The following is a 22,387-nucleotide window of genomic DNA, read 5'->3' on the forward strand; positions in this document are numbered from 1 at the left end:
TCCGTTCGCGGGTACGGCGACGGGGATGACGGGGATTACGGCACGGCATAATAGGGCCGCGCCTGCGGGACGGCAGGCGGCACCATCCGGGCCAGTTCGCTTGCGAACACGCGGGCCGCTACCCGGTGTCCTTCCGGGCTCAGGTGCCTTCCGTCCGGCCGCAGTGTGCCGTTCAGTCCATACCGTGCCCACCAGTCCCCCGGGGTAAGGAAACCGATTCCCTGTTCGGCGGCCACGGCGGCGAGCACCCGGTCCACCTCGCTGCGTGGTCCCGTGCCGTCACCGATGACCCCCACCATGACAATCCGGACGGACGGGTAGCTTTGCCGCAGGTCGCGGATTAGCCGGAGCGCTTCCGCACGGATATCTGCGGCTGGATGGGCGGTGTCATTACCGCCGCCCTGAAGCACGATCAAACGCGGCGTACCCCACGGGAGCAGCCACTGTTGGGCCTCCAGCGCCCGGGCATATCCGGCCACTGTGCTGTTCCCCTGGACGTACCCGGTTCCGCCTGAACCCCTGATGATGGCAGGGTACCCGGCCTGTTCCAGCCCCTGCCCCACCCAGGTATCCGGCCCGGCCTGCGAGTCCCCGATCACCAGGGCAGAGTCCTCCACTCCCGGAACTACGGACATCATCCGGCCGGTCTGGGGCATGTAAACCAGTGATCCGGCAGCCGGAGCCGTGGTGGGAGCCGTTTCGCTCTCCGCAGGTCCGCTCACCGCCGGCTCAGGCAAGGCTTCAGCAGAGGCAGCGTCACCCGACGGAAGCGCCGGCACCGTCCCGCCGGCTCCGGGGTCCGGCCGGGCAGCCGCTGCCACGGCCAGGAACAGGACCGCGAAAACGACGACGGCCAGGGCACCCCGCACCCACTTCCGTGTTGCTTTCCCCCGCACTAGGTTCCCCCTGCAGCCCGTTTCCGGCCGCAGCCAGCGTATCCGTACGGGGGAAGCGTACCGCAGGGCTAAGCCGTCAGGCCGAGGAGGTTCATCCGCTTTGAGTGGTTTCGCGTCAGCTGCGCCGTGAGCGACTTGATTTCGGCGTCGACGGCGTCCTGGCCGCCGTCGTCGAACAGCCCGCCCAGGAAGGCCCGTTCAATCAGGACCCGCTGGGCCTGGGTCAGGGCTTCGCCGACCAGCCGGCGGCCCCAGAGTGCCAGCCTCGAGGCCAGCCGCGGGTCATCCGCGAGGGCCTCCCGCAGCCTGCCGAGCAGGATTTCGCCGGGCTGCTCCGTAGCCTTGAGGCCCTGGAACAGGCTGTTCGTTTCGGCATCCAGCCGGGACGCCACCGCGGAGTAGAAATCGTCGGAAATGGCGTCCGTGACGTAGAACTTCATCAGCGACTCGTACCAGTCCGCCGGCCGGGTGCGGTCGTGGAACGCGTCCACGGAGGGCTGGAAGGGGCGCATGGCCTCTTCGGGGTCCGCTCCCATGGCGCTGAGCCGGGCACAGATCAACTCGAAATGCGCGTATTCATGCACCGCCAGGCGTCCGAGCGTGGCACGGTCATGCAGTGTGGGGGAAAACCGGGCATCGGAAGACATCCGTTCAAACGCCGACAGCTCGCCGTAGGCGATAGCCCCGAAAAGATCCGTGAGGAACCGCTGATACGTCTCGCCGAAGTGCTGCGGGGCCGCCCCGGGAGCGGCCGGATGATCCGAATGGTGCCCGTTAGTCATACCCGCCAGCGTACCTGCAGGCGCGGCCCGGGACCGCGCCGTAACCGCGCCGGGCCCCCGGATGCGCGGCGATCAGCGGCTGGCAGGTAGACTGGAAAGGTAGAAACTGGATGCCCGGTCGTCTGTCGTATGAATTGTCATGAGAAGTGGCATAAGAAGTGTCATTTTGTTGCTGTATTGACCAGACCCGCAAACCCTACGCGATCTTGAATTATCGGCCGCCGCCGTGGCCAATGGAGCACAGGCGGCCCGCAGTTGTTAGCCCGCGATCGGCTTCCGCTGGACGCACCGCGTGCGTGCCATCCGCTCCGTAATGGGCTGTAACAGCCACTCGTCGAGCCTGGCGCCCCCGCGCTGCCTAAACTGAACGGTATTTAATTGAACACTGAACTTTCCCAGGTTGATGACGATCGTCATCTCACTGCCGATGACAGCACCGAAGCACTGACCGTTGCGGACACCCTGGCCGTCAAGGCCGACGCCGCGGAAATCCCCGAACTGACGTTCGCAGATTTCGGTGTCCGGTCGGACATCGTCGAATCCCTCGCCGACGCCGGCATCACGCACCCCTTCCCCATCCAGTCGATGACCCTGCCCGTTGCGCTCAGCGGCCACGACATCATCGGCCAGGCCAAGACCGGCACCGGCAAGACCCTCGGCTTCGGCATCCCGGCACTGCAGCGGGTGGTGGGCCCGGAAGACAAGGGCTACGCCGAACTCGCCGTCCCCGGCGCACCGCAGGCCCTGATCGTGGTCCCCACCCGTGAACTGGCAGTCCAGGTGGCGGGCGACCTCACCACCGCCGCCCGCCGGCGCGGCGCCCGCATCGTCACCATCTACGGCGGCCGTGCCTACGAGCCGCAGACGGAGGCCCTGGCCGCCGGCGTCGAAATCGTGGTCGGCACCCCGGGCCGCCTGATCGACCTCTACAACAAGAAGCACCTCTCGCTGAAGAACGTGCGGCTGGTGGTCCTTGACGAGGCCGACGAGATGCTGGACCTCGGCTTCCTGCCCGACGTCGAAACGCTGATGGCTGCCACGCCCGCCGTGCGCCAGACCCTGTTGTTCTCGGCCACCATGCCCGGCGCCGTCGTGTCCATGGCCCGCCGCTACATGACCAAGCCCACCCATATCCGGGCTGCGGATCCCGACGACGAGGGCCTGACCAAGAAGGACATCCGCCAGGTGGTCTACCGGGCGCATAACCTGGACAAAGCCGAAGTGGTGGCCCGCATCCTGCAGGCACGCGGCCGCGGCCGCACCATCATCTTCACCAAGACCAAGCGCACGGCCGCCAAACTGTCCGAGGAACTCGTGGACCGCGGCTTCGCCGTCGCCGCCATGCATGGTGACCTGGGCCAGGGCGCCCGTGAGCAGGCCATGCGCGCTTTCCGCAATGAAAAGGTGGACGTGCTGGTGGCCACCGACGTCGCCGCGCGCGGCATCGACGTCGACGACGTTACCCACGTGATCAACTACCAGTGCCCCGAGGACGAGAAGACCTACCTGCACCGCGTTGGCCGCACCGGCCGCGCCGGGCACAAGGGCACCGCAGTGACGTTCGTGGACTGGGACGATGTGCCCCGCTGGGGCCTGATCAACAAGGCCCTGGGCCTGGACCAGGCGGAACCGGTGGAAACCTATTCCTCCTCCCCGCACCTGTACACCGACCTGGATATCCCCGAAGGCACCAAGGGACGCCTGCCGCGCAACAAGCGCACCCATGCGGGCATTGATGCCGAAAAGATCGAGGACCTCGGCGAGACCGGTAAATCCGGCGGCCGCAGCAACTCCTCGAGCCGTGAAGGCAGCCGTTCCGGTTCCGGCCGGGATGCCGGATCCCGCGGCGGCAACCCCCGCGGCGGAACACGCGACGGGTCACGCGACGGGTCGCGGCGCAGCAGCGCCCGCTCCGGCGAGGCACGGACCGCGGAGTCCCGCCCGACTGAAACCCGCCCGGCTGAAACCCGGACCGCTGCACCTGCGGCGGACGGAGCAGCCTCGGACCGCCCGCGCCGCAGCCGGACCCGCCGCCGCAACGGCGAGGTTGTTCCCAAGACCGGCCCGGCCGCCGAATAGCGCCGACGTAGGCCTGCATGAGCAACCCTGTATGGACGCCCGACGGCGGGTCGCTGGTGGTACACGCGGATAACGCGGAGTTCCTCCCGACCCTGCCGGACGGCTCCTTCACCATGATTTACGTGGACCCGCCCTTCAACACCGGGCGGTCCCAGCGCCGGCAGCAGACCACCATGGTCCGCAGCGCCGACGGCAGCGGCGACCGGATCGGTTTCAAGGGCCGCAGCTACAGCACGGTCAAGGGCCTGCTCTCCAGCTACGACGACGCCTTCGAGGATTACTGGGCGTTCCTGGAACCCCGGCTCGCGCAGGCCTGGCGCCTGCTGGCCGACGACGGCACCCTGTACGTGCACCTCGATTACCGCGAGGTGCACTACGCGAAGGTCATGCTGGACGCCTTGTTCGGCCGGGACTGCTTCCTGAACGAAATCATCTGGGCCTACGACTACGGCGGCCGGGCGAAGAACCGGTGGCCGGCCAAGCATGACAACATCCTGGTCTATGTAAAGAACCCGGATTCGTACCACTTCGACAACGCCGAGGTGGACCGGGAACCGTACATGGCCCCGGGCCTGGTGACGCCCGAAAAGGTGGCACTGGGCAAGCTGCCCACCGATGTCTGGTGGCACACCATCGTTTCCCCCACCGGCCGCGAGAAGACCGGTTATCCCACCCAGAAACCCGAGGGCCTGCTTCGGCGTGCCGTCGCGGCCAGCAGCCGGGAGGGCGACTGGGTCCTGGATTTCTTCGCCGGGTCCGGAACGCTCGGCGCCGTTGCGGCCAAGCTGGGCCGGAAGTTCGTGTGCGTAGACGCCAATCCGCAGGCGATCGACGTCATGGCCCGGCGGCTTGGTTCGGCGGCCACCGTGGTCTCCGCCGAAACGGGTTCACCGCTTCCTGCCGCCGGCCCCTAAGGTCCGCGCCGCGCCGTCGTCCGCTTTGCCGGCACGGCGGCGCCTGCGCTGACTACCGCGGCAACGGGCCGACGACGGCGGCGCCGGTCCCGAGCGCGGCTATCCGTTCCAGTACCGCCGGCTCCGTGGTGAACTCACCCAGGAGGTTCGGTTTCCCGGTCCCGTGGTAGTCGCTGGAGCCGGTGACGAGCAGGTCATTGTCCTTCGCCAGCCTGCGCAGCCATTCCCTGCCCTGCTCGGGATTGTCCCGGTGGTTGACCTCCACGCCCAGCAGCCCGGCGTCGATCATTTCGGCGAAGGTCTCCTCCCCCACCACCCGGCCGCGGGAGGACGCCACCGGGTGCGCGAAGACGGGGACTCCGCCGGCCTGCCGGACCAGTGCCACTGCCCGTGCCGGATCCGGCGCGTAGTGCGCCACGAAGTACGGCGACCGCGCGGTCAGGATGCCGCTGAAGGCCGCCGACCGGTTCGGGACCACGCCCGCGGCTACCAGTGCATCGGCAATGTGGGGCCGTCCGATGGTTGCTCCCGGCGCCACCTGCGCCTGCACCGAGTCCCAGTCAATGGGGAAATCCTCCGCCAGCCGCTGCACCATCAGTTCGGCCCGGGTGACCCGGGCTGCGCGGGACCGGGCGATCTCCTCAAGCAGTCCCGGATGGGCCGGATCATGCAGATAGGACAGCACATGGACGCTGATCCCCTCGCTGCTGCGGCAGGACACCTCCATACCCGGCACAAAGGTGATGCCGCGCTCCTGGGAGGCAGCGGCGGCCTCGGCCCAGCCCGCCGTCGTATCGTGATCGGTCAGCGCAATGGCATCCAGCCCGGCCTTCGCAGCGGAGGCGATAACATCTGCCGGCTGCTCGGTGCCGTCGGAGACGCAGGAATGGGTGTGCAGGTCAATTCTCACGCTTTCAATCTACGCCTCCGGACGGCAGGTTCCCCGCCGGTCCGCCCGCACCGGAAAGGTCGGGTATCCCTGGGTGTTTTGCCCCTCCCGGCCGCAGTGAGACGATGGAGTGGTGACTACTGAAGCGAATTCGACGACATCCCTGCCCGAGCCCTCCGAAGGCCAGCCGCTCGAAGACCGGGTCAACAACCGGTCCCAGCGGCCCTCCTCCGAAGCCTTCAAGAAGTTCATGTCCTCCGGCTGGGCCGCGGAATCCGGCGAACTTCCCGAACCCGACGCCGTGGCACCGTTCGCCGCGCGCCGCCGCCGCGCCCTCTCCGAGCGCTTCCCCGGGGAACGGCTGGTTATCCCGGCCGGCCCGCTGAAGGTCCGCTCGAACGACACGGATTACCGTTTCCGTCCGCACTCCGGCTTTGCGCACCTGACCGGCCTCGGCGTGGACCGCGAACCGGATGCCGTGCTCGTGATGGAGCCCACCGAACCCGGTGCGGGAGACGACGGCGGCAACCACACCGCCGTACTGTATTTCCGCCCGCTCGCCGGCACGGACAGTGACGAGTTCTACTCCAACGCACGCTACGGCTCCTTCTGGATCGGTGACCGGCTCGGCCTGGCGGAGATCAGCGCACTGATCGGCCTGCCCACCCGGCACCTCAACGAGGCAGAGACTGCCATCACCAACAACGTCGGAGACCCGCAGTTCGGCGGCATCTCGGTACGGCTGCTGCGCAGTGTCGATGAAATGGTCGATGCGCTGGTGGATACCGTCCGCTACAACACCGCCCTGGACCCGGAAAATGCCGACCTCAGCGCACTGGACGCCCTCGACGGCGAACTGACCGAAGCCCTGTCCGAACTCCGCCTGGTCAAGGACGAATGGGAGATCGAGCAGATGAAGGCCGCCGTGGCCGCCACGGTCAACGGCTTCACCGAAGTGGTCAAGGAACTCCCCCGCGCCATCTCCCACCCGCGCGGCGAACGCGTCGTCGAAGGCGCGTTCTTTGCCCGGGCACGCGAAGAGGGCAATGACCTTGGCTACGACACCATTGCCGCCTCCGGCAACAACGCCACGGTCCTGCACTGGATCCGCAACAACGGCGCCGTCCACGCCGGCGATCTGCTGCTGCTGGACGGCGGCGTGGAGGCCGAAAGCCTTTACACCGCCGACATCACCCGCACCCTGCCCGTCAACGGAACCTACACCGAGGTCCAGCGCCGGGTGTACCAGGCAGTACTCGACGCCGCCGACGCCGGCTTCGAAGCCGCCAAGCCGGGCGCCAAGTTCCGCGACGTCCACGCTGCAGCCGTCAAGGTCCTGGCCGAACGCCTGGACAGCTGGGGCCTGCTGCCCGTGCCGCTCGAGGAAGCACTGTCCCCCGAAGGCCAGCAGCACCGCCGGTGGATGCCCCACGGCGTCAGCCACCACCTCGGAATGGACGTGCACGACTGCGCCCAGGCCCGGGCCGAGCTGTACCTGGACGGCACCATCACCGAGGGCATGGTCTTCACCATCGAACCGGGCCTCTACTTCAAGGACACCGACCTCTCGGTGCCCGAGGAATACCGCGGCATCGGCGTACGGCTTGAGGACGACGTCCTCATCACCGCCGACGGACCCGTGAACCTCAGCGACGCGCTGCCGCGTAACCCGGACGACGTCGAGGACTGGATGGCCGGCATCTACGCTGCCGAGTAACTTCCGGTTTCGCCTCTAGGCAAAAGGTCCGCATCCCCGAAAGGGATGCGGACCTTTTTGCGTACCGGGGGATGCTGTCCGACAGCTTCCCCGGGGCGGAGACTGCGATTCGTCGCGATCCCTGCGGTTTGTCCGGACCGCTTCGGTTTGTCCGGTTCCCTGCGCCGCACGGCGCAGGGAACCCGACAAACCGAGGGGCCATACCCAATCCGAAGCGAAGGCACGAAAAAGGCCCGCACCCTGGGGATGCGGGCCTCATGCGATGAAGCGAGGGACCTAGTGGCGCGGCTGCTCCGGCTGGTCTGAACCCTGCGGAGAACCCGGATCCTGCCCGGGTGCGGCCGGCTGCGGAGCGGAAGGCTGCACTGCGGCCTGTTCCGGTGCGGCGGGCTGCGGTGCGGTCTGTTCGGGTGCGGCAGGCTGAGCGGGACGGCGGACACCGTACTGCGGGCGGCCGTCCGGAAGGTCCGGGAACTGGCCCCGCGGAGTCGCGGGTTTCGCTGCCGGGCCTGCCCCTGCGGGTGCCTGGCTGCCGGCATCGGCCGGGGCCTGCCCTGCGGGATCGGAGTCCGGAGCGGGCTGGCCGTACGGGTTGGCCCAGCCGGAGGGCCGTTCCGGTGCCTGCGGTCCGCCTGCGGGCGGACGCATCGGCTCATGGCGCCGGGCAGCGGGTGCCTGCGGGTGGCCTGCCTGGCCGACCATCGGCAGCCGGTGCAGCAGTTGCCGTGCGTCATTGGCCGCCTCGGGGGCAACAATAACGTCGTAGCTGGTGGCAATCACCTGGCTGGTGGAGGTGAAGTCCCTGCGCCCGCGCTGCAGGGCGTAGGCCAGAACCCCGAAGAGGACCCAGAAGACGGCACCGAGGGCCATGGACGGAAGGATGGAGATCGCTGCGGCGCTGCCCCCGAACAGCATCAGTGCCAGCCCGACAAAGAGGCCGAACCAGGCACCGGTGGCTGCACTGGAGAGCGCCACCCGGGGGTAGGTCAGCCGGCCGGTCACCCGTTCAACGGACTTGAGCTCGTTGCCGACAATCGAGACCAGCTGGACCGGGAACTTGCTGTCGGCAAGGTAATCCACGGCCTTCTGGGCGTCGAGGTAGGCCGTGTAGCGGCCCACCGTTTCACCCTTGGGCAAGCTGCGGCCCGCATCACGCGGAGGGGTGGCACCAAATAGGTTCGACATTGCTCCATTCTCGCGCATACCTGCCCCGGACGGTGAACGTATCGCTCGCAGTGAACGGACTCACCTCCCTCGCACCCCGTGATACCGCGTTACCGGCGGGCACAAAGTAGCCTTATAAGGTGAGTACAAATCCAACCCGAGTCTTTATTGCGCGCCTGCTCGGCCTTGACGTCTTCGACCCGCTGGGTGACCGTCTCGGCCGGCTGCGCGATGCGGTCGTGCTGGACCGCGGGCCGGGCCTACCGCCCCAGGCCGTGGGCATCGTGGTGGAGGTTCCCGGCAAGAAACGGGTGTTCGTCCCCCTCACCCGCATCACGTCCATGGACCCCGGGCAGATCATCTGCACCGGCCTGGTCAACCTGCGCCGCTTCGAACAGCGCGGAGCAGAGATGCTGGTGGTCGCGGAACTCTTCGACCGCCGGGTTCAGATGCGCGACGGCAGCGGCGAAGCCACCATCGAAGACATCGCCATCGAGCAGAACCGCGCCGGCGACTGGTACGTCTCCAACCTCTTCGTCCGCCGCGGCGGCTCGGCCTCCCGGCTGCGGTCCCTGCGCCGGCGCGGAGAACAGATGATCCTTGACTGGAAGGACATCGCCCACTGGGACGCCACCGGCCCGCAGGCCGCCACGTCCTTCGTCGCCCAGAACGACGACCTCAAGGCCGCCGACTTTGCCGACGCCCTGCACGAGATGAGCGGCAAACGCCGGATCGAAGTGGCCAGCGAACTGCAGGACGAACGTCTCGCCGACGTCCTGCAGGAACTTCCCGACGACGACCAGGTCCAGATCCTGCAGTCCCTGGACGTGGAGCGCGCCGCAGACGTGCTGGAGGAAATGGACCCCGACGACGCCGCGGACCTCCTTAACGAACTGCCCGAAGAGCAGAAGGAAGAGCTCCTTGCCCTGATGGAGCCCGAGGACGCCCGCGACGTCCGGCGCCTGCTGAACTACGAGGAAGACACCGCCGGGTCGCTGATGACCCCCGTGCCCGTCATCCTTCCGCCCGAGGCCACCGTGGCGGAGGCGCTGGCACACGTGCGCCGCGAAGAGCTCACCCCCGCGCTTGCCTCTTCCATCTACGTCTGCCGGCCGCCGCTGGAAACACCCACCGGGAAGTACCTCGGCGTTGTGCACATCCAGCAACTGCTGCGCTCGGCACCGCCCGAGGCACTGGGCAACATCCTGGATACGGACCTGGAACCGGTCCGCGACTACGCCACCATCAGCGAAGTATCGCGGATGCTGGCCACCTATAACTTGAACTCACTGCCGGTAATCAACGACGCCGGACGCCTGGTGGGTGCGGTCACGGTGGACGATGTCCTGGACCACCTGCTGCCGGACGACTGGCGCATTTCCGACGAAACCGGCCCCATAACGCAGCAGGGAAGGACAAATGGCTGAAAAGATCAAGTCAACGACCACCGGCCTCGACACTCCCCGCTCTGCACGGACCCGATGGCTGCCGCGGCTCTCCCCGAACCCCGACGCCTTCGGCCATGCCACGGAGAATTTCGCCCGGTTCATGGGCACCCCGCAGTTCCTGGTCTACATGACGGTCTTTTGCCTCGTCTGGCTGGCCTGGAACACCTGGGGACCGGAATCCGCCCGCTTTGACAGCGCCGCCCTGGGCTTTACCGTCCTGACGCTCATGCTGTCGCTGCAGGCCTCCTACGCCGCTCCCCTGCTGCTGCTGGCACAGAACCGGCAGGATGACCGGGACCGCGTCTCCGTCCGGCAGGACCGCGAACGCGCCGAGCGCAACCTTATGGACACCGAATACCTCACCCGGGAGATCGCCGAACTGCGGATTGCCCTGCGTGAGGTGGCCACCCGTGACTATGTCCGCTCCGAAATCCGCGGACTGCTGGAAGAACTCCTCGAGGCCAACGACGACCGTGAGGACGGCGGGACGCGGCGCCGCCGCCGGCCGGAGGGCACCGACAGCATGCCGAAACTGAATCCCGGCGGAAGGGAACGCTAAGGCCGTGCCAGTATCCGAACCAGCTTCCGCGTTGGAAGCGCAGGTACTCCGCGCCCTGGACACCGTCCAGGACCCGGAACTGCGCCGGCCCATCACCGAACTCGGGATGCTCAAGGACGTGCGGCTCGGCGCCGGGGGCTCAGTGGCAGTCGAGGTCCTGCTCACGATTGCCGGCTGTCCGTTGCGGGACACCATCACGGCCGACGTCGAACGCGCACTTGCCGCGGTTCCCGGAGTGAACACTGTGGACGTGTTCCTGGACGTTATGACTCCGGAGCAGCGCAACGCGCTCAAGGACCGGCTGCGCGGCGGCGATCCGGTGCGGACCATCCCCTTCAACCGCCCCGATTCCCTGACCCGCGTGTACGCCGTGGCCAGCGGCAAGGGCGGCGTGGGCAAGTCCAGCGTCACGGTCAACCTCGCGGCGGCCATGGCCTCGCTCGGGCTGCGCGTGGGCATTGTCGACGCCGATGTCCACGGGTTCTCCGTTCCCGGCCTCCTCGGAATCACCCGGCCGCCCACCCGCGTGGATGAGATGATCCTGCCCCCGGTGGCCTACGGCATCAAGACCATCTCGATCGGCATGTTCGTGGACGGCAACCAGCCGGTGGCCTGGCGCGGACCCATGCTGCACCGTGCCCTGGAGCAGTTCCTGACCGATGTGTACTTCGGGGACCTGGACGTCCTCTTCCTGGACCTGCCTCCCGGCACCGGGGACATCGCCATTTCCGTGGGACAGCTCCTGCCGGGGTCGGAGATCCTGCTGGTCACCACACCGCAGAGCGCCGCGGCGGACGTCGCTGAACGCGCCGGCAGCGTTGCCCGGCAGACCGGGCAGAAGGTCACCGGCGTGATCGAGAATATGTCCTGGCTCGCGCTGCCCGGCGGCGAACGCCTGGAGGTCTTCGGCTCCGGCGGAGGCGCGGCGGTGTCCGGGCGGCTGGGCGACACCCTGGGCTATCCGGTTCCGCTGCTGGGCAGCATCCCCCTCGACGTAGCCCTCCGCGAAGGCGGCGACGGCGGCCTGCCGGTAGTACTGGCCGACGCCGGTGCGGCAACCGCTGACGGCACTGACGATGCAGAGGGGAACACCCCGGCGGGCGGAGAGACTGCCGCAGCCGAACTGCGGCGGATTGCCCGGGAGCTGGCACACCGGCCGCGCGGCCTGGCCGGCCGCAGCCTCGGGGTCAGCCCGGTCTAGGCAGCGGGCGGCAGCCCGGTCTCAGCCTTACGTTGCTTCGATGTCGAACGGTGCAGGCTGGCCCGCGGCAAGGCGTTCCAGCGGTTTCACCGCAGGCGGCCGGCTCGCTGCTGCCGGGGAGGCAGCGGCGGCCGGGGAGGCTACGGCAGAAGCCGCCGCAGGCTGGGCGGCGGAAACCGGCGGAGCGGGCGCTGCGGACGGCCGTCCGCTCACCGCTTTGGCGGCGTCGTCGAAATCATCCAGCAACGCTTCCTTGATGATGCGCCGCGGGTCGTACTGCCGTGGATCCAGCTTCCGCCAGTCCACTTCGTCGATCTCGGGGCCCACTTCTTCACGCAACTGTTCACGGGCGCCGGATGCCATCCGCCGCACTTCCCGCACCAGCCGGGCCAGCTGCGAGGCGTATTCGGGCAGGCGTTCGGGACCTAGTATCACCACGGCGATTATTGCCAGAAGGATGAACTCGTAACCGTTGATTCCTACCACTCTTGAAGACTACCTTTTCCCGGGAGCGGGGAGCTACTCGCTGCTCCCCTAGAGGCTCCAGCCCGTACGCGTGAACATGGAAAGGCCCCGCACAATGCGTTCCATCGGCTCGGCATCGTCGCCGGTGCGGGCGAGGCGGGCGGATTCGAGCAGGGAAAGCTCCTCCACCGCCCGGGGCAGCGATTTCTCCGGCTGGCTGGACTCGAAGGTATAGGTGACGCTGCCGGCTGCCACGACCTTCTGTCCGGGATGCTCCGCCGATCCGAAGACCGCCGGGCCGGCCTGCGAACCCGCAACCGAGAACCCGTCTTCGGAGACGGGCCGGCCGGTCATGGCGTTGATTACGGGCTGGCGATCCTCTCCCGGCAGCGGGTGCTGTTCCACAAGCCGCAGTTGCTCTCCGTCTGCTGCGAAGGTCATTTCCACGGCGGGACGCCCCTGGACCCGGAGGGACCGGGCGGACTCCAGTTTCAATCCCAGATCCGCCAGTTCCGGGCAGGTCCAGCCATGTGCACGGAGCAGCTGCAGCTGCTCGGCTTCGAGGTTGCCGCTTTGGGCCACTTCCTCCCAGCCGGCGGCCATGGCGGCACGTGCACCGGCCTGCGCAGGAACCTCGAGGATGCTGCCCGCAAAATAGGCGCCGCCAAGCAGCACCGCCCCGGCAGCTGCTACCGCCCCGACTGCGGCCACGGCGTGGCTGCGCCGGTCAAGCGCCTTGGCCGGCGCCCCGGGCTGACCCGCTTCGGATTCCGGACAGCCGGACTGCAATGCCGTCACGCGTCCTGCGATCCGGGCGGAAAGTTCCGGACCGGCATCGGGCACCCGGAAGGAACGCAGCCGGCTGCGCAGCCGGCGCTCCTCAGCGACGACGGCACGGCACGAGGCACAGCGGGACAGGTGTGCGTCAATGGCCTGCTCGCGCTGCGGGGTTGTTTCGCCGTCGATGTAGTTCCGTAAATGCCGTTTGGGGTGTCGCACTATTCAGCTGGCTCCCGCGACTCGGGGCAGGTTGAGCAGCGGACGGGTAACCGGCGGCACCTGCGGGTTCCGGTGGGCAAGCTTTTCCTTCAGCATCGCCCGGCCGCGGTGGATCCGGGACCGGACAGTGCCCAGTTTGACGTCCAATACGCGGGCGACTTCGTCGTAGGAAAGCCCCTCCAGATCGCACAGGACAACGGCGGCGCGGAAGTCGGGCGGCAGCTCCTCCAAGGCGCGGGCAATGTCCACGTCAAGGTTATTGAATTCGAAGCTTCGCTCCGGGCCCGGGCCGTTGCTGGGCAGCCTGCTGGAGGTTTCCTCGGTCATGCCGTCAAAACGGATCCGGCTACGCCGCCGGGCCTGGTCAAGGAAGAGGTTGGTGGTGATGCGGTGCAGCCAGCCGTCGAGGGTGCCGGGCTGGAAGTTGGCCAGCGAGCGGAAAACCCGGACGAAGACTTCCTGGGTCAGGTCCTCGGCGTCGTGCTTGTTTCCGGTCAGCCGATAGGCCAGCCGGTATACCTTCGCCGAGTGCGCCTGGACCACTTCCTCCCAAGTGGGTCGTACCCACTCCGCAGCCATGTCCGCGGCTGCTGTGTCCGGCGTCGTTGCCATAGTCTTCCTCCTTCCTTACAACCTGCGTGCCGCCAGTGCAGTCCCGGTGTGCCCGGGCAGTTCCCGTCGGGTCCAAGGAATCCGGGTGGGCCCAGGGTCGCTTGGAGGGCCGTTTATCACTGATTAACAATGTTTACGCATCAATCTGGGAGTTGGCTGTTAGCACGCCTTTAGTACCGGGACAAGGCAGGCGCGGCAGTGCGTACCCGGTTCTGCGCCCGTTGGCCTTAAGCTTGTCTGAGCAGGAATTCCTCCGGACCGAAAGTGAAAAACCCATGCGCGCCGACAAGCAGACCAGTTGGTCCTACACGGAGGCACTGCCTACCGAGGATGAGGTCCTGATCCGTGCGCGTGAACGGTCCTATGAGCTGGGCGTCAGCGCTGTTTCCAGTGGCGTAGGTGCGGCGTTGACCGTACTGGCCGCTGCGAGCAAGGCCACCACGGTTGTGGAAGTCGGCACCGGAGCCGGCGTTTCGGGCGTCTGCCTGCTGCGCGGCCTGGGCCGCAACGCGGTGCTGACCACCATAGATTCCGACGTCGACCACCTCCGGGCGGCGCGCGAGGCCTATGCGGAGGCCGGCATCCCGGGCAACCGGACCCGCACCATCTCCGGCCGCGCGGCCGAGGTGCTCCCCCGCCTCACGGACGCCGCCTACGACATGGTGTTCATCGACGCAGACAAGCCCTCTTTCCCGCTCTACGTGAACCAGGCGGTGCGGCTGCTCAAGCGCGGCGGCCTGCTGGTGGTCAATGACGCGCTGGACCACGGCAAGGTAGCGGATCCGGCTGTCCGCGAAGCCACCACCAACACCATGCGCAAGGTGGGCAAGGCCATCCGGGAGAACGAAGACCTCGCCTCCGCCTTGCTGCCCACCGGTGACGGCCTCCTGCTGGCCGTGAAAACCGCTTAGCCAGCCTCACCAAAGCGGCCCGCACGCAGGGCTCCCAGGAAAGGTGCCACATGATCGAGATCCTCAACCCCGACGAGTTGTCCCGGGCAAGGAAGACAGGCGCCCTGGTCGCCGACATCCTGCAGTCGATCAAGGCCCGCAGCACGGTGGGAACCAACCTGTTGGACATCGACCGGTGGGCCAGGACCATGATCCTCGAGGCCGGTGCCAAGTCCTGTTACGTCGACTACGCGCCGTCCTTCGGACGCGGGCCGTTTGGCCACTACATCTGCACGTCCGTCAACGATGCCGTGCTGCACGGACTTCCGCACGACTACGTCCTGGCCGACGGCGACCTGCTGACACTGGACCTTGCGGTATCACTCAAGGGAATCGTTGCAGACTCGGCCATCAGTTTCATCGTCGGCAAGGCCCCCTCCCCGGAGAGCGCCGCAATGATCGCCGTGACCGAACGGGCACTGGCCGCTGGAATAGCGGCGGCCCGTCCCGACGCCCGCATCGGGGACATTTCCTTTGCCATTGGAACTGTCCTTACTGATGCGGGATATCCCGTGAATACCGAGTTCGGCGGGCACGGCGTCGGTTCCACGATGCACCAGGACCCGCACATCACGAACTCCGGGCGGCCGGGCCGCGGCTACAAGCTGCGCCCCGGACTGCTGCTGGCCCTGGAACCGTGGGTCATGGCGGACACCGCGGAATTAGTGACCGACGCCGACGGCTGGACCCTGCGCAGTGCAACAGGCTGCCGGACGGCGCACAGCGAGCACACGGTCGCCATCACCGACGACGGGGCCGAAATCCTCACGCTGCCGAAGTAGCGCACGGCCAAAGCAACGGCGAAACCGCTCCTGTCAGGCGGTCCGGCCCAAGCCGGCAAGATAGGACAGCAAAAGACGCACGCCGAAGCCTGTCGCGCCCTTGGTGAGTTCCCGGCTGTCCTTATTGGCACGTGCCGGTCCGGCGATATCGATATGTGCCCACGGAACGCCGCCGGTGAATTTCTCCAGGAACAGGGCGGCAACAATCGCCCCGGCACCGAATTTCGCCTGCACCGGCGCTATGTGGGAAACGTCGGCGATGTCGGAGTCCAGCACAAAGCCGTATTCCGCCACCAGCGGCAGCTGCCACACGGCGTCGCCGGAGGCCTTCCCTGCCGCCTCCAGCCGGGCGAGCAGTCCCGGTGCATTGCCGAACAGTGCTGCGTGGTGCATGCCAAGACCCAGGGCCGCCGCACCGGTGAGGGTGGCGACGTCCACCAGCACGTCCGGGGCCAGCTCTGCGGCGGCATAGGCCATCGCGTCCGCCAGGACCATCCGGCCCTCGGCGTCGGTGTTGCCCACTTCGACGGTGGTCCCGTTGTAGGTGGTCACGACGTCGGCGGGCCGGTAGGAAGCTGCGCCGATGGCGTTCTCGGCCAAAGCCAGCACCGCGGTGACCTTTACGGGAAGCTTCAACGCGGCTGCCGCCTCGGCCACGGCCAGGACTGCCGCCGCACCTGCCATGTCCGTCTTCATGGTCATCATGGCGTCCCGCGGCTTAAGCGAAATGCCGCCGGAATCGAAGGTAATGCCCTTGCCCACGAGGACAACGTGCGGCAGGTCCCCGCCCTCGGGCTGGTAAGTGGCCTCGACCAGCCGCGGCGGATGCTCGGATCCGCCGCCCACGGCCAGCAGCCCGCCGAATCCTTCGGCGCGCAGATCGTTCTCGTCGCGGACCCGTACCTGAAGCCCGCTGCGGCCGGAAATCATCCGTGCCTGTGCCGCCATCCAGTCCGGCGTGGCCGTCTCGGCAGGCGTGTTGGTCAGGTCGCGGGCCGTCCACACTGCCCGTGCGGTAACCGTGGCACGTTCGGCGGCCGCTGCGTCCAGCCCGGTCAGTTCCAGGTGTTCCGCAATCGGTGCCGGCGGTTCGGTGATACCCGCACGCGGCGGCCGGTAGCCTCCGAGCAGGAAGCCCTCAAGGAAAGCTTCCTGGGCGGACGGTTCCAGCCCGTCCACCACGCTTCCGCGCACCCGCTTGGCGCCCATGGTGGCACGGGCCAGCGAGGCACCGGCGCGCCGCAGCGCAGGCCCGGACTCGTCGCCGGCACCAACATAGATCAGTTTTCCGGGCAGGTCCGCAGCACCGCGGGGCGGCTCGATCACAAGGATCTCCCCCGCCCTGCCCGTGACTTTGGCGCGGCGGGCCCGGTCAGCGACGTCGGCGCCGTACCGCAGCGCCGCTTCGACGGCACCGCGCCGCGGCTGGGGAACCGGGTTTGCTGCCTCGTCGGCGTCTTCCCGCCCGGAGCCGTCCGGCGCCGGCGTCATGGCCACGGCCAGGACGTCCACGCCTTCATCCGGGACCGGATGCAGTCCGGTCCCGGACTCCGCCTCCCCGGTCCGTGCATTCAACGCAGCCAGGGCAGTGACTCCCGGCAGCGATGCGGTGACATAGGGCGACGCCGGAACGGATCCGGTCCGGTCTGTTGGCTTCGGAGGCAGCTGCATGAATTAAAGGCTAGCCCGTAACGCCCAGAAGGCAGTCTTTCAACTTCCCTGCTTCTTCTACATTCAGCTCAACCACCAGGCGCCCGCCGCCGTCTATCGGCACCCGCAAAATGAGGCTGCGCCCCTCCTTTGTAACCTCCATGGGCCCGTCGCCCGTCCTTGGTTTCATCGCAGCCATTTCGAGATTCCCCTTTCACAGCGCCCGGTTTACCCGGACCACCTGTAATCCGCTGCCGATGGAAGTAAAATATTCGCCCGGCAATTGCTGTCATTATTCCGCACAAGTACCGGGCAAACGAAATTTCGTGTGTTGCGTGCCACAAATCAGGGTGGATAGTCCCCGCCGCCGGGTAATTGCGTCCACCGCCACAGCCATACCACCCAGACAGTCTGCAGGACCGCGAAGGCGACCGCGACGGTCCCCCGGTAGGCCCTGGACCGGCTAAGCCAGGCTGTCGCGAGCGCCAGCGGAAACAGCGGCAGCAGAAGGCGGAACGTGCTGGTCTGCGGGTTCAGGAATACCAGCAGGTAAAGCAGATAGCTTGCACACCACAGCTGCAGCTCCAGGCCGAGCCGCCGGACGGGCGGGGACATCAGGTAGAGCGCGGCGCCTGCGACCAGTACCACCAGCGCCACGGGGCCGAACAGCGGCCCCAAAAGGTGCTGGGACATGGTGAGCCAGGGTTTGAAGGGAACGAGGTCCCCGAAGCGCCAGGCACTTTCCGTATCCGTGTAGGCGCGGATGTCCCCGGTGGATGCCCAGGCGATGACCGGCCAGGCCAGCGCGGAGAAGCCTGCTCCCGCAGCCAGGGCGGTGAGCCGCCACGCCTCACCGGCAGGGAACGGCACCCGCCCGCGTCGCAGGAACCGCACCACCAGCACCAACCCCACCGCGAGCGCGAAGGGAACGCCCACCGGCCGGGAGAGGCACATCAGGGCCACCACCGGGATGGCGGTGAGGTAGCGCCCGGCCAGGAAGAGGTACAGGGCGCCGGAAAGAAGCAGCAGGTTCAGCGACTCGGCGTAGGGAATCTGCAGGATCGGGGACACCGGGAAGACCGCCACGAAGAGCACTCCCCACATGGCGGTGCCTTTCCCGGCCCGCAGCCGGAAGAGCCGGTAAATGACGAGCGCTGCGGCAAAGCCCGCCGCCGTGGCGGCCACGGGGGCCAGGACGTTCCAGCCCAGGCCGGTTACGGCGTCGAGCCCCCGCACCAGCAGCGGGAAAAGTGCGTAGAAGGCCCACTCGTTTTCCATGGCATTGCCCGCCGCATCCCGCGGCACGCTGTCGGGATAGCCGTCGGAGAAGATCCGGAAATACCACTCGGCGTCCCAGATGTTGATGAAGTCCCAGTACGACGGCGATGCGTCCCACCACGGGCCTGCCGGCTGGAACCGGGCGGTGGCGGCGAGCACGGCATAGGAAAACAGGCGGGCCCCCAGCCACAAGGCAAGGACCTGGAGGTACCACGGCCACCGCTGGACGGCGGCAGCGGCACGGCTCGGCACCGTCTTTGCCCGGAGGTTCACGGAGGACCTTTCAGCTGGTTCAGTTTCCATGACGCACCCAGCAGGTTCCGAGGTGGTCATTGACGTAACCGGTGGCCTGCATCATCGCGTAGGCGGTGATCGGCCCGACGAACCGGAAACCCCGTTTTTTCAGGTCCTTGGCCAGCGCCGCGGATTCCGCCGTGGCGGACGGGACGTCGGCCAGTGCCTGCGGCGCGGGCCGGTCTGCCGGAGCACGGTACCGTTCCAGCAGGCTGCCGAGGCTTTCATGCTCCGGCAGCTCCATCAGCGCACGGGCGTTGTTGATCACGGCATCGATTTTGGCGGCGTTGCGCACAATGCCCGCATCGGACAGCAGCCGCGCCCGGTCGGCGTCGTCAAAGGCCGCCACGGCCTGCGGGTCGAAACCGGCGAACGCGGCGCGGAAGGCCTCGCGCTTGCGCAGGATGGTGATCCAGCTGAGGCCGGATTGGAAGGCTTCCAGGCTCAGGCGCTCGAAGAGGGCAGCTTCGCCCTCCACGGCACGCCCCCATTCCGTGTCGTGATAGTGCTGGTAGTCCTCGCTGGCCAGTGCCCAGCCGCAGCGCAGCCGCCCGTCCGCACCCGGCACGGCAGTCAATTCGCTTCTCCGTCGGGAAGGTTGCTCCGGCCCGCTGCTTCGAGGGCGCGGATCCGGGCGTCGCGTTCTTCGAGTGCTGCGGCGAACCGGTCCAGAACCGTGTCCACCTGGTCCATGCGGTAGCCGCGCAGGGCCATGGAGAACCGCAGCCGGGAAACGTCGCCGGCAACGGGGTGCTCCGGCAGCAATACGGGCGGGAGCCGGGGATCCGGCTCCGGCAGGCCCTGTACCGTGGCCGGCACGGTGCCGGCGGAGCCCGGGCGCAGCCGGCCGATGCCGAATACGGTGGCCAGGCCCAGCACGGCGATGGCAAGGAAGACCAGGAGGAGTGTCACAGGACCATGGTGCCAGACGGGGCCGGTCCCGGGCGGCGGCCGTCCTGCTAGGGCGAAACGTGTCCTGCGCTGTCCGCGATCATCAGCCGCACCGCGTCCGCAGGGTCATCCACTACGTGCAGCAGCTCGAGGTCCGCTTCTCCGACCATGCCCTCCGCCAGCAGCGTTTCGCGGATCCAGCCCAGCAGCGGATTCCAGAACTCGGTGCCGATCAGCACGATCGGGAAGGAAGTCACCTTCTGCGTCTGCACCAGGGTCATGGCCTCGAAAAGCTCATCCAGGGTGCCGAACCCGCCCGGCAGGACAATGAACCCCTGCGCGTACTTGACGAACATCGTCTTGCGCACGAAGAAGTACCGGAAATTGACCCCCAGATCCACCCACTCGTTCAGGCCGGTCTCGAAGGGAAGTTCTATCCCGAGGCCCACGGACAGGCCGTCCGCCCCCACAGCCCCCTTGTTGGCGGCTTCCATGGAGCCGGGCCCTCCCCCGGTGATCACCGCGAGGCCCGCTTCAGCCAGCAGCCTGCCAACCTCTTCCCCGAGCTTGTAATAGCGCGATCCCGGAACGCTGCGGGCAGAACCGAACACGCTTACGGCAGGACCCAGCTCGGACAGCGTACCGAAGCCTTCCACGAACTCACTCTGGATCCGCAGCACCCGCCACGGGTCGGTATGCGTGAAATGGGTGGTGCCCGCCGAGTCCAGCAGGAAACGGTCCGACTGAGGGGTCAGGGCTGCGCCCCGGCGCAGCTCCACCGGCCCCCGCTTGCGCGGACGCTCGGACATGGGACTGGAGGCATCGCTGATAGGCATGCCTCTAGGCTAGCGGTGATGGCGCCGCTGGCAACGCGGCCGGGCCCATCGCCGACGGTTAGCTCCGGGCAGGTTGCGCTTACGTCACAATTACGTGCCCGGGTGGCCCGTGACACACGCCGGCAATAATCAATGGTTAGATTTTCCTTATGACCAGTGACACATCCCCAGGTAGATCCGTGCCTGAATCCGCTGCACCGCTCGTTTCGCTGAAGAACGTGAACAAGCATTTCGGGGACCTCCATGTCCTGCAGAACATCAATCTCGACATCGCCCGCGGCGAGGTAGTGGTGGTGATCGGGCCTTCCGGGTCCGGCAAGTCAACGCTGTGCCGTGCCATCAACCGCCTCGAAACCATCGACGACGGCGAAATCACCGTTGACGGCGCCGTCCTGCCGTCCGAGGGCAGGGCGCTTGCCAAGCTGCGCGCCGACGTCGGCATGGTCTTCCAGTCGTTCAACCTTTTCGCGCATAAGTCCATCGTGGACAACGTCTCCCTCGGACCGGTCAAGGTCCGCAAGTCCAAGCCCGCCGAGGCCAAGAAACTGGCCATGGAACTGCTTGAGCGTGTGGGCGTTGCGAACCAGGCCAACAAGCTTCCGGCGCAGCTCTCCGGCGGCCAGCAGCAGCGCGTAGCCATTGCCCGCGCGCTGGCCATGAAGCCGAAGGTCATGCTCTTCGACGAGCCCACCTCCGCCCTCGATCCGGAAATGATCAACGAGGTGCTGGACACCATGGTGGGCCTGGCGAAGGACGGCATGACCATGGTGGTCGTCACGCACGAAATGGGCTTCGCCCGCAAGGCCGCGGACCGGGTGATCTTCATGGCCGACGGACAGATCGTCGAAGAAGCCACTCCCCAGGAATTCTTTACGAACCCGAAGAGCGACCGCGCCAAGGACTTCCTGGGCAAGATCCTCTCCCACTAGAACCGTTCCAAGCACTACACGCTCCACCAGCAGTACCGGGGTTTCACCAGCAGGCAGCAACCCCTTATGAGGCTAGGTCCTCCGCTTTTGCGCGGAGGACCGCAATGCAAGGAGAAAACATGCGCAAGACCCGTTACGCCGCTGCGGCCATCGCCGCAGTTGCAGCCCTGACCCTGTCCGCCTGCGGCGGCGATTCCGGTTCCGAATCCGGCAGCAGCGAAGGCGCCACCGAAGGCTCCGGCGAGCAGATCCGTATCGGCATCAAGTTCGACCAGCCGGGCCTGGGCTTCGACGAGGGCGGCAACTACGCCGGCTTCGACGTCGACGTCGCCAAATACGTCGCCAACGAGCTGGGCTACCCCGAGGACCAGATCGAATTCATTTCCAGCCCCTCCGCCCAGCGCGAGAACATGCTGGAAAATGACCAGCTGGACATGATCTTCGCAACCTACTCCATCACCGATGCCCGTAAGGAAAAGGTTGCTTTCGCAGGACCGTACTTCGTGGCCGGGCAGGACCTTCTGGTTCCCGTCGACAGCGACATCAGCGGTCCCGAGGACCTGGACGGCAAGAACCTCTGCTCCGTCACCGGCTCCACCTCCGCACAGAAGATCAAGGACAACTACGCCGCCGGCGTGAACCTGCTGGAGCAGCCGAGCTACGCCGAGTGCGTGACCGCCATGCAGGGCGGCTCCATTGACGCCGTCACCACTGACGACATCATCCTTGCCGGCCTGGCCTCCACTGACGCCAACAAGGGCCAGTTCAAGGTTGTCGGCAACACCTTCTCCGAGGAGAAGTACGGTGTCGGCCTGCCGAAGGAAGGCGGCATCGTCAAGTGCGAGGACATCAACGCCGCCATCACCAAGATGGTCCAGGACGGTGCGTGGGAGGAAGCCATCAAGAAGAACACCGAAGGCGCCGACTACACCTTCAACGAAGACCTGAACCCGCCGACGCCTGACGCCTGCGCCTAGTTCCTGCACGTTCCACCCCAGCGGGGAAGCCGGCAATAATCTCCGGCTTCCCCGCTGCGGGTTTTCTTCCACCGT

Annotated in this window: 23 protein-coding genes; 10 read left to right on the plus strand and 13 right to left on the minus strand. The window is 67.2% G+C overall.

Annotated features, from left to right (window positions below; translation table 11 throughout):
• Window positions 1–35 precede the first annotated feature (35 nt).
• Both NNX35_RS01285 and NNX35_RS01290 read right to left on the minus strand, forming a co-directional pair.
• Window positions 36–896 (minus strand): SGNH/GDSL hydrolase family protein, encoded by an 861-nt coding sequence (locus NNX35_RS01285; protein WP_255866785.1) that lies wholly within the window; start codon window positions 894–896, stop codon window positions 36–38.
• Between the two features lie 68 nt (window positions 897–964).
• Window positions 965–1,678: a ferritin-like fold-containing protein gene (locus NNX35_RS01290; protein ID WP_255764780.1), complete on the minus strand. Its 714-nt coding sequence runs from the start codon at window positions 1,676–1,678 to the stop codon at window positions 965–967.
• Between the two features lie 444 nt (window positions 1,679–2,122).
• On the opposite strand from NNX35_RS01290, the gene NNX35_RS01295 reads away from it, so the two are divergent.
• Window positions 2,123–3,757, plus strand: a complete 1,635-nt coding sequence (locus NNX35_RS01295; RefSeq protein WP_255867294.1) for a DEAD/DEAH box helicase — start codon at window positions 2,123–2,125, stop codon at window positions 3,755–3,757.
• A gap of 17 nt (window positions 3,758–3,774) precedes the next feature.
• On the plus strand, window positions 3,775–4,671 hold the full coding sequence (locus NNX35_RS01300) for a site-specific DNA-methyltransferase (RefSeq protein WP_255764781.1): 897 nt from the start codon (window positions 3,775–3,777) through the stop codon (window positions 4,669–4,671).
• A 52-nt stretch (window positions 4,672–4,723) separates the two neighbouring features.
• On the opposite strand, the gene NNX35_RS01305 is transcribed toward NNX35_RS01300, so the two are convergent.
• On the minus strand, window positions 4,724–5,581 hold the full coding sequence (locus NNX35_RS01305; protein WP_255866786.1) for a PHP domain-containing protein: 858 nt from the start codon (window positions 5,579–5,581) through the stop codon (window positions 4,724–4,726).
• A gap of 112 nt (window positions 5,582–5,693) precedes the next feature.
• Between NNX35_RS01305 and NNX35_RS01310 the strand changes: the two genes are divergently transcribed.
• Window positions 5,694–7,277: an aminopeptidase P family protein gene (locus NNX35_RS01310; protein WP_227933096.1), complete on the plus strand. Its 1,584-nt coding sequence runs from the start codon at window positions 5,694–5,696 to the stop codon at window positions 7,275–7,277.
• Between the two features lie 276 nt (window positions 7,278–7,553).
• On the opposite strand, the gene NNX35_RS01315 is transcribed toward NNX35_RS01310, so the two are convergent.
• The gene (locus NNX35_RS01315) at window positions 7,554–8,462 is read right to left on the minus strand and encodes a general stress protein (protein ID WP_255866787.1); all 909 of its coding nucleotides are present in this window, start codon (window positions 8,460–8,462) and stop codon (window positions 7,554–7,556) included.
• Window positions 8,463–8,581: 119 nt separating this feature from the next.
• On the opposite strand from NNX35_RS01315, the gene NNX35_RS01320 reads away from it, so the two are divergent.
• The 3 genes from NNX35_RS01320 to NNX35_RS01330 are packed head-to-tail and all read left to right on the plus strand — an operon-like array spanning window position 8,582 to window position 11,649.
• Window positions 8,582–9,868, plus strand: a complete 1,287-nt coding sequence (locus tag NNX35_RS01320; RefSeq protein ID WP_255764784.1) for a magnesium transporter — start codon at window positions 8,582–8,584, stop codon at window positions 9,866–9,868.
• Complete coding sequence (locus NNX35_RS01325; protein WP_255764785.1) at window positions 9,861–10,448, plus strand: DUF1003 domain-containing protein; 588 nt, start codon at window positions 9,861–9,863, stop codon at window positions 10,446–10,448. Before NNX35_RS01320 ends, NNX35_RS01325 begins: the two co-directional genes overlap by 8 nt.
• Before the next feature lie 4 nt (window positions 10,449–10,452).
• Complete coding sequence (locus NNX35_RS01330) at window positions 10,453–11,649, plus strand: Mrp/NBP35 family ATP-binding protein (RefSeq protein ID WP_255866788.1); 1,197 nt, start codon at window positions 10,453–10,455, stop codon at window positions 11,647–11,649.
• A 27-nt stretch (window positions 11,650–11,676) separates the two neighbouring features.
• Here the strand turns inward: NNX35_RS01330 and NNX35_RS01335 are convergent, their stop codons facing one another.
• Genes NNX35_RS01335 through sigE form a run of 3 tightly spaced genes read right to left on the minus strand, consistent with a single transcriptional unit; the run spans window position 11,677 to window position 13,725 of the window.
• Window positions 11,677–12,135 carry a Sec-independent protein translocase TatB gene (locus NNX35_RS01335; RefSeq protein ID WP_255764787.1) on the minus strand — a complete coding sequence of 153 codons (459 nt, stop codon included), beginning with the start codon at window positions 12,133–12,135 and terminating at the stop codon, window positions 11,677–11,679.
• 48 nt (window positions 12,136–12,183) lie between these two features.
• Window positions 12,184–13,113, minus strand: a complete 930-nt coding sequence (locus NNX35_RS01340) for an anti-sigma factor (protein ID WP_255764788.1) — start codon at window positions 13,111–13,113, stop codon at window positions 12,184–12,186.
• 3 nt (window positions 13,114–13,116) lie between these two features.
• Window positions 13,117–13,725, minus strand: a complete 609-nt coding sequence (gene sigE / locus NNX35_RS01345) for an RNA polymerase sigma factor SigE (protein WP_227918437.1) — start codon at window positions 13,723–13,725, stop codon at window positions 13,117–13,119.
• A 275-nt stretch (window positions 13,726–14,000) separates the two neighbouring features.
• On the opposite strand from sigE, the gene NNX35_RS01350 reads away from it, so the two are divergent.
• The gene (locus tag NNX35_RS01350; protein WP_227918438.1) at window positions 14,001–14,636 is read left to right on the plus strand and encodes an O-methyltransferase; all 636 of its coding nucleotides are present in this window, start codon (window positions 14,001–14,003) and stop codon (window positions 14,634–14,636) included.
• A gap of 50 nt (window positions 14,637–14,686) precedes the next feature.
• Window positions 14,687–15,457: a type I methionyl aminopeptidase gene (map, locus tag NNX35_RS01355; protein WP_255764789.1), complete on the plus strand. Its 771-nt coding sequence runs from the start codon at window positions 14,687–14,689 to the stop codon at window positions 15,455–15,457.
• A gap of 33 nt (window positions 15,458–15,490) precedes the next feature.
• On the opposite strand, the gene NNX35_RS01360 is transcribed toward map, so the two are convergent.
• From NNX35_RS01360 to NNX35_RS01385, 6 genes are all read right to left on the minus strand, one after another.
• Window positions 15,491–17,128 carry a M17 family metallopeptidase gene (locus NNX35_RS01360; RefSeq protein ID WP_255866789.1) on the minus strand — a complete coding sequence of 546 codons (1,638 nt, stop codon included), beginning with the start codon at window positions 17,126–17,128 and terminating at the stop codon, window positions 15,491–15,493.
• Window positions 17,129–17,138: 10 nt separating this feature from the next.
• Complete coding sequence (locus tag NNX35_RS01365; RefSeq protein ID WP_146361313.1) at window positions 17,139–17,306, minus strand: DUF3117 domain-containing protein; 168 nt, start codon at window positions 17,304–17,306, stop codon at window positions 17,139–17,141.
• 146 nt (window positions 17,307–17,452) lie between these two features.
• Window positions 17,453–18,688 carry a hypothetical protein gene (locus NNX35_RS01370; protein ID WP_255866790.1) on the minus strand — a complete coding sequence of 412 codons (1,236 nt, stop codon included), beginning with the start codon at window positions 18,686–18,688 and terminating at the stop codon, window positions 17,453–17,455.
• Window positions 18,678–19,256: a DNA-3-methyladenine glycosylase I gene (locus NNX35_RS01375; RefSeq protein WP_257794792.1), complete on the minus strand. Its 579-nt coding sequence runs from the start codon at window positions 19,254–19,256 to the stop codon at window positions 18,678–18,680. Before NNX35_RS01375 ends, NNX35_RS01370 begins: the two co-directional genes overlap by 11 nt.
• On the minus strand, window positions 19,253–19,591 hold the full coding sequence (locus NNX35_RS01380; protein WP_255866791.1) for a DivIVA domain-containing protein: 339 nt from the start codon (window positions 19,589–19,591) through the stop codon (window positions 19,253–19,255). Before NNX35_RS01380 ends, NNX35_RS01375 begins: the two co-directional genes overlap by 4 nt.
• Before the next feature lie 47 nt (window positions 19,592–19,638).
• Window positions 19,639–20,406 (minus strand): TIGR00730 family Rossman fold protein, encoded by a 768-nt coding sequence (locus NNX35_RS01385; protein ID WP_255764793.1) that lies wholly within the window; start codon window positions 20,404–20,406, stop codon window positions 19,639–19,641.
• A gap of 149 nt (window positions 20,407–20,555) precedes the next feature.
• On the opposite strand from NNX35_RS01385, the gene NNX35_RS01390 reads away from it, so the two are divergent.
• Together NNX35_RS01390 and NNX35_RS01395 are read left to right on the plus strand one after the other, a co-directional pair.
• Window positions 20,556–21,335, plus strand: coding sequence for an amino acid ABC transporter ATP-binding protein (locus NNX35_RS01390; protein ID WP_255866792.1), 780 nt, complete (start codon window positions 20,556–20,558; stop codon window positions 21,333–21,335).
• A 119-nt stretch (window positions 21,336–21,454) separates the two neighbouring features.
• Window positions 21,455–22,312, plus strand: coding sequence for a glutamate ABC transporter substrate-binding protein (locus NNX35_RS01395; protein WP_255764795.1), 858 nt, complete (start codon window positions 21,455–21,457; stop codon window positions 22,310–22,312).
• Window positions 22,313–22,387 lie beyond the last annotated feature (75 nt).

It is taken from the genome of Arthrobacter sp. zg-Y844 (genome assembly GCF_024385465.1).
In the GTDB taxonomy this organism is placed as follows: Bacteria; Actinomycetota; Actinomycetes; order Actinomycetales; family Micrococcaceae; genus Arthrobacter_B.

Excerpts from the sequence above, each read along its gene's own strand:
- NNX35_RS01370 (WP_255866790.1), bottom strand. The coding sequence starts at position 18,688 with ATGGAAACTGAACCAGCTGAAAGGTCCTCCGTGAACCTCCGGGCAAAG.
- NNX35_RS01365 (WP_146361313.1), bottom strand. The coding sequence starts at position 17,306 with ATGGCTGCGATGAAACCAAGGACGGGCGACGGGCCCATGGAGGTTACA.
- NNX35_RS01350 (WP_227918438.1), top strand. The coding sequence starts at position 14,001 with ATGCGCGCCGACAAGCAGACCAGTTGGTCCTACACGGAGGCACTGCCT.
- NNX35_RS01290 (WP_255764780.1), bottom strand. The coding sequence starts at position 1,678 with ATGACTAACGGGCACCATTCGGATCATCCGGCCGCTCCCGGGGCGGCC.
- NNX35_RS01385 (WP_255764793.1), bottom strand. The coding sequence starts at position 20,406 with ATGCCTATCAGCGATGCCTCCAGTCCCATGTCCGAGCGTCCGCGCAAG.
- NNX35_RS01360 (WP_255866789.1), bottom strand. The coding sequence starts at position 17,128 with ATGCAGCTGCCTCCGAAGCCAACAGACCGGACCGGATCCGTTCCGGCG.
- NNX35_RS01300 (WP_255764781.1), top strand. The coding sequence starts at position 3,775 with ATGAGCAACCCTGTATGGACGCCCGACGGCGGGTCGCTGGTGGTACAC.
- NNX35_RS01390 (WP_255866792.1), top strand. The coding sequence starts at position 20,556 with ATGACCAGTGACACATCCCCAGGTAGATCCGTGCCTGAATCCGCTGCA.
- map (WP_255764789.1), top strand. The coding sequence starts at position 14,687 with ATGATCGAGATCCTCAACCCCGACGAGTTGTCCCGGGCAAGGAAGACA.
- NNX35_RS01395 (WP_255764795.1), top strand. The coding sequence starts at position 21,455 with ATGCGCAAGACCCGTTACGCCGCTGCGGCCATCGCCGCAGTTGCAGCC.
- sigE (WP_227918437.1), bottom strand. The coding sequence starts at position 13,725 with ATGGCAACGACGCCGGACACAGCAGCCGCGGACATGGCTGCGGAGTGG.
- NNX35_RS01325 (WP_255764785.1), top strand. The coding sequence starts at position 9,861 with ATGGCTGAAAAGATCAAGTCAACGACCACCGGCCTCGACACTCCCCGC.
- NNX35_RS01315 (WP_255866787.1), bottom strand. The coding sequence starts at position 8,462 with ATGTCGAACCTATTTGGTGCCACCCCTCCGCGTGATGCGGGCCGCAGC.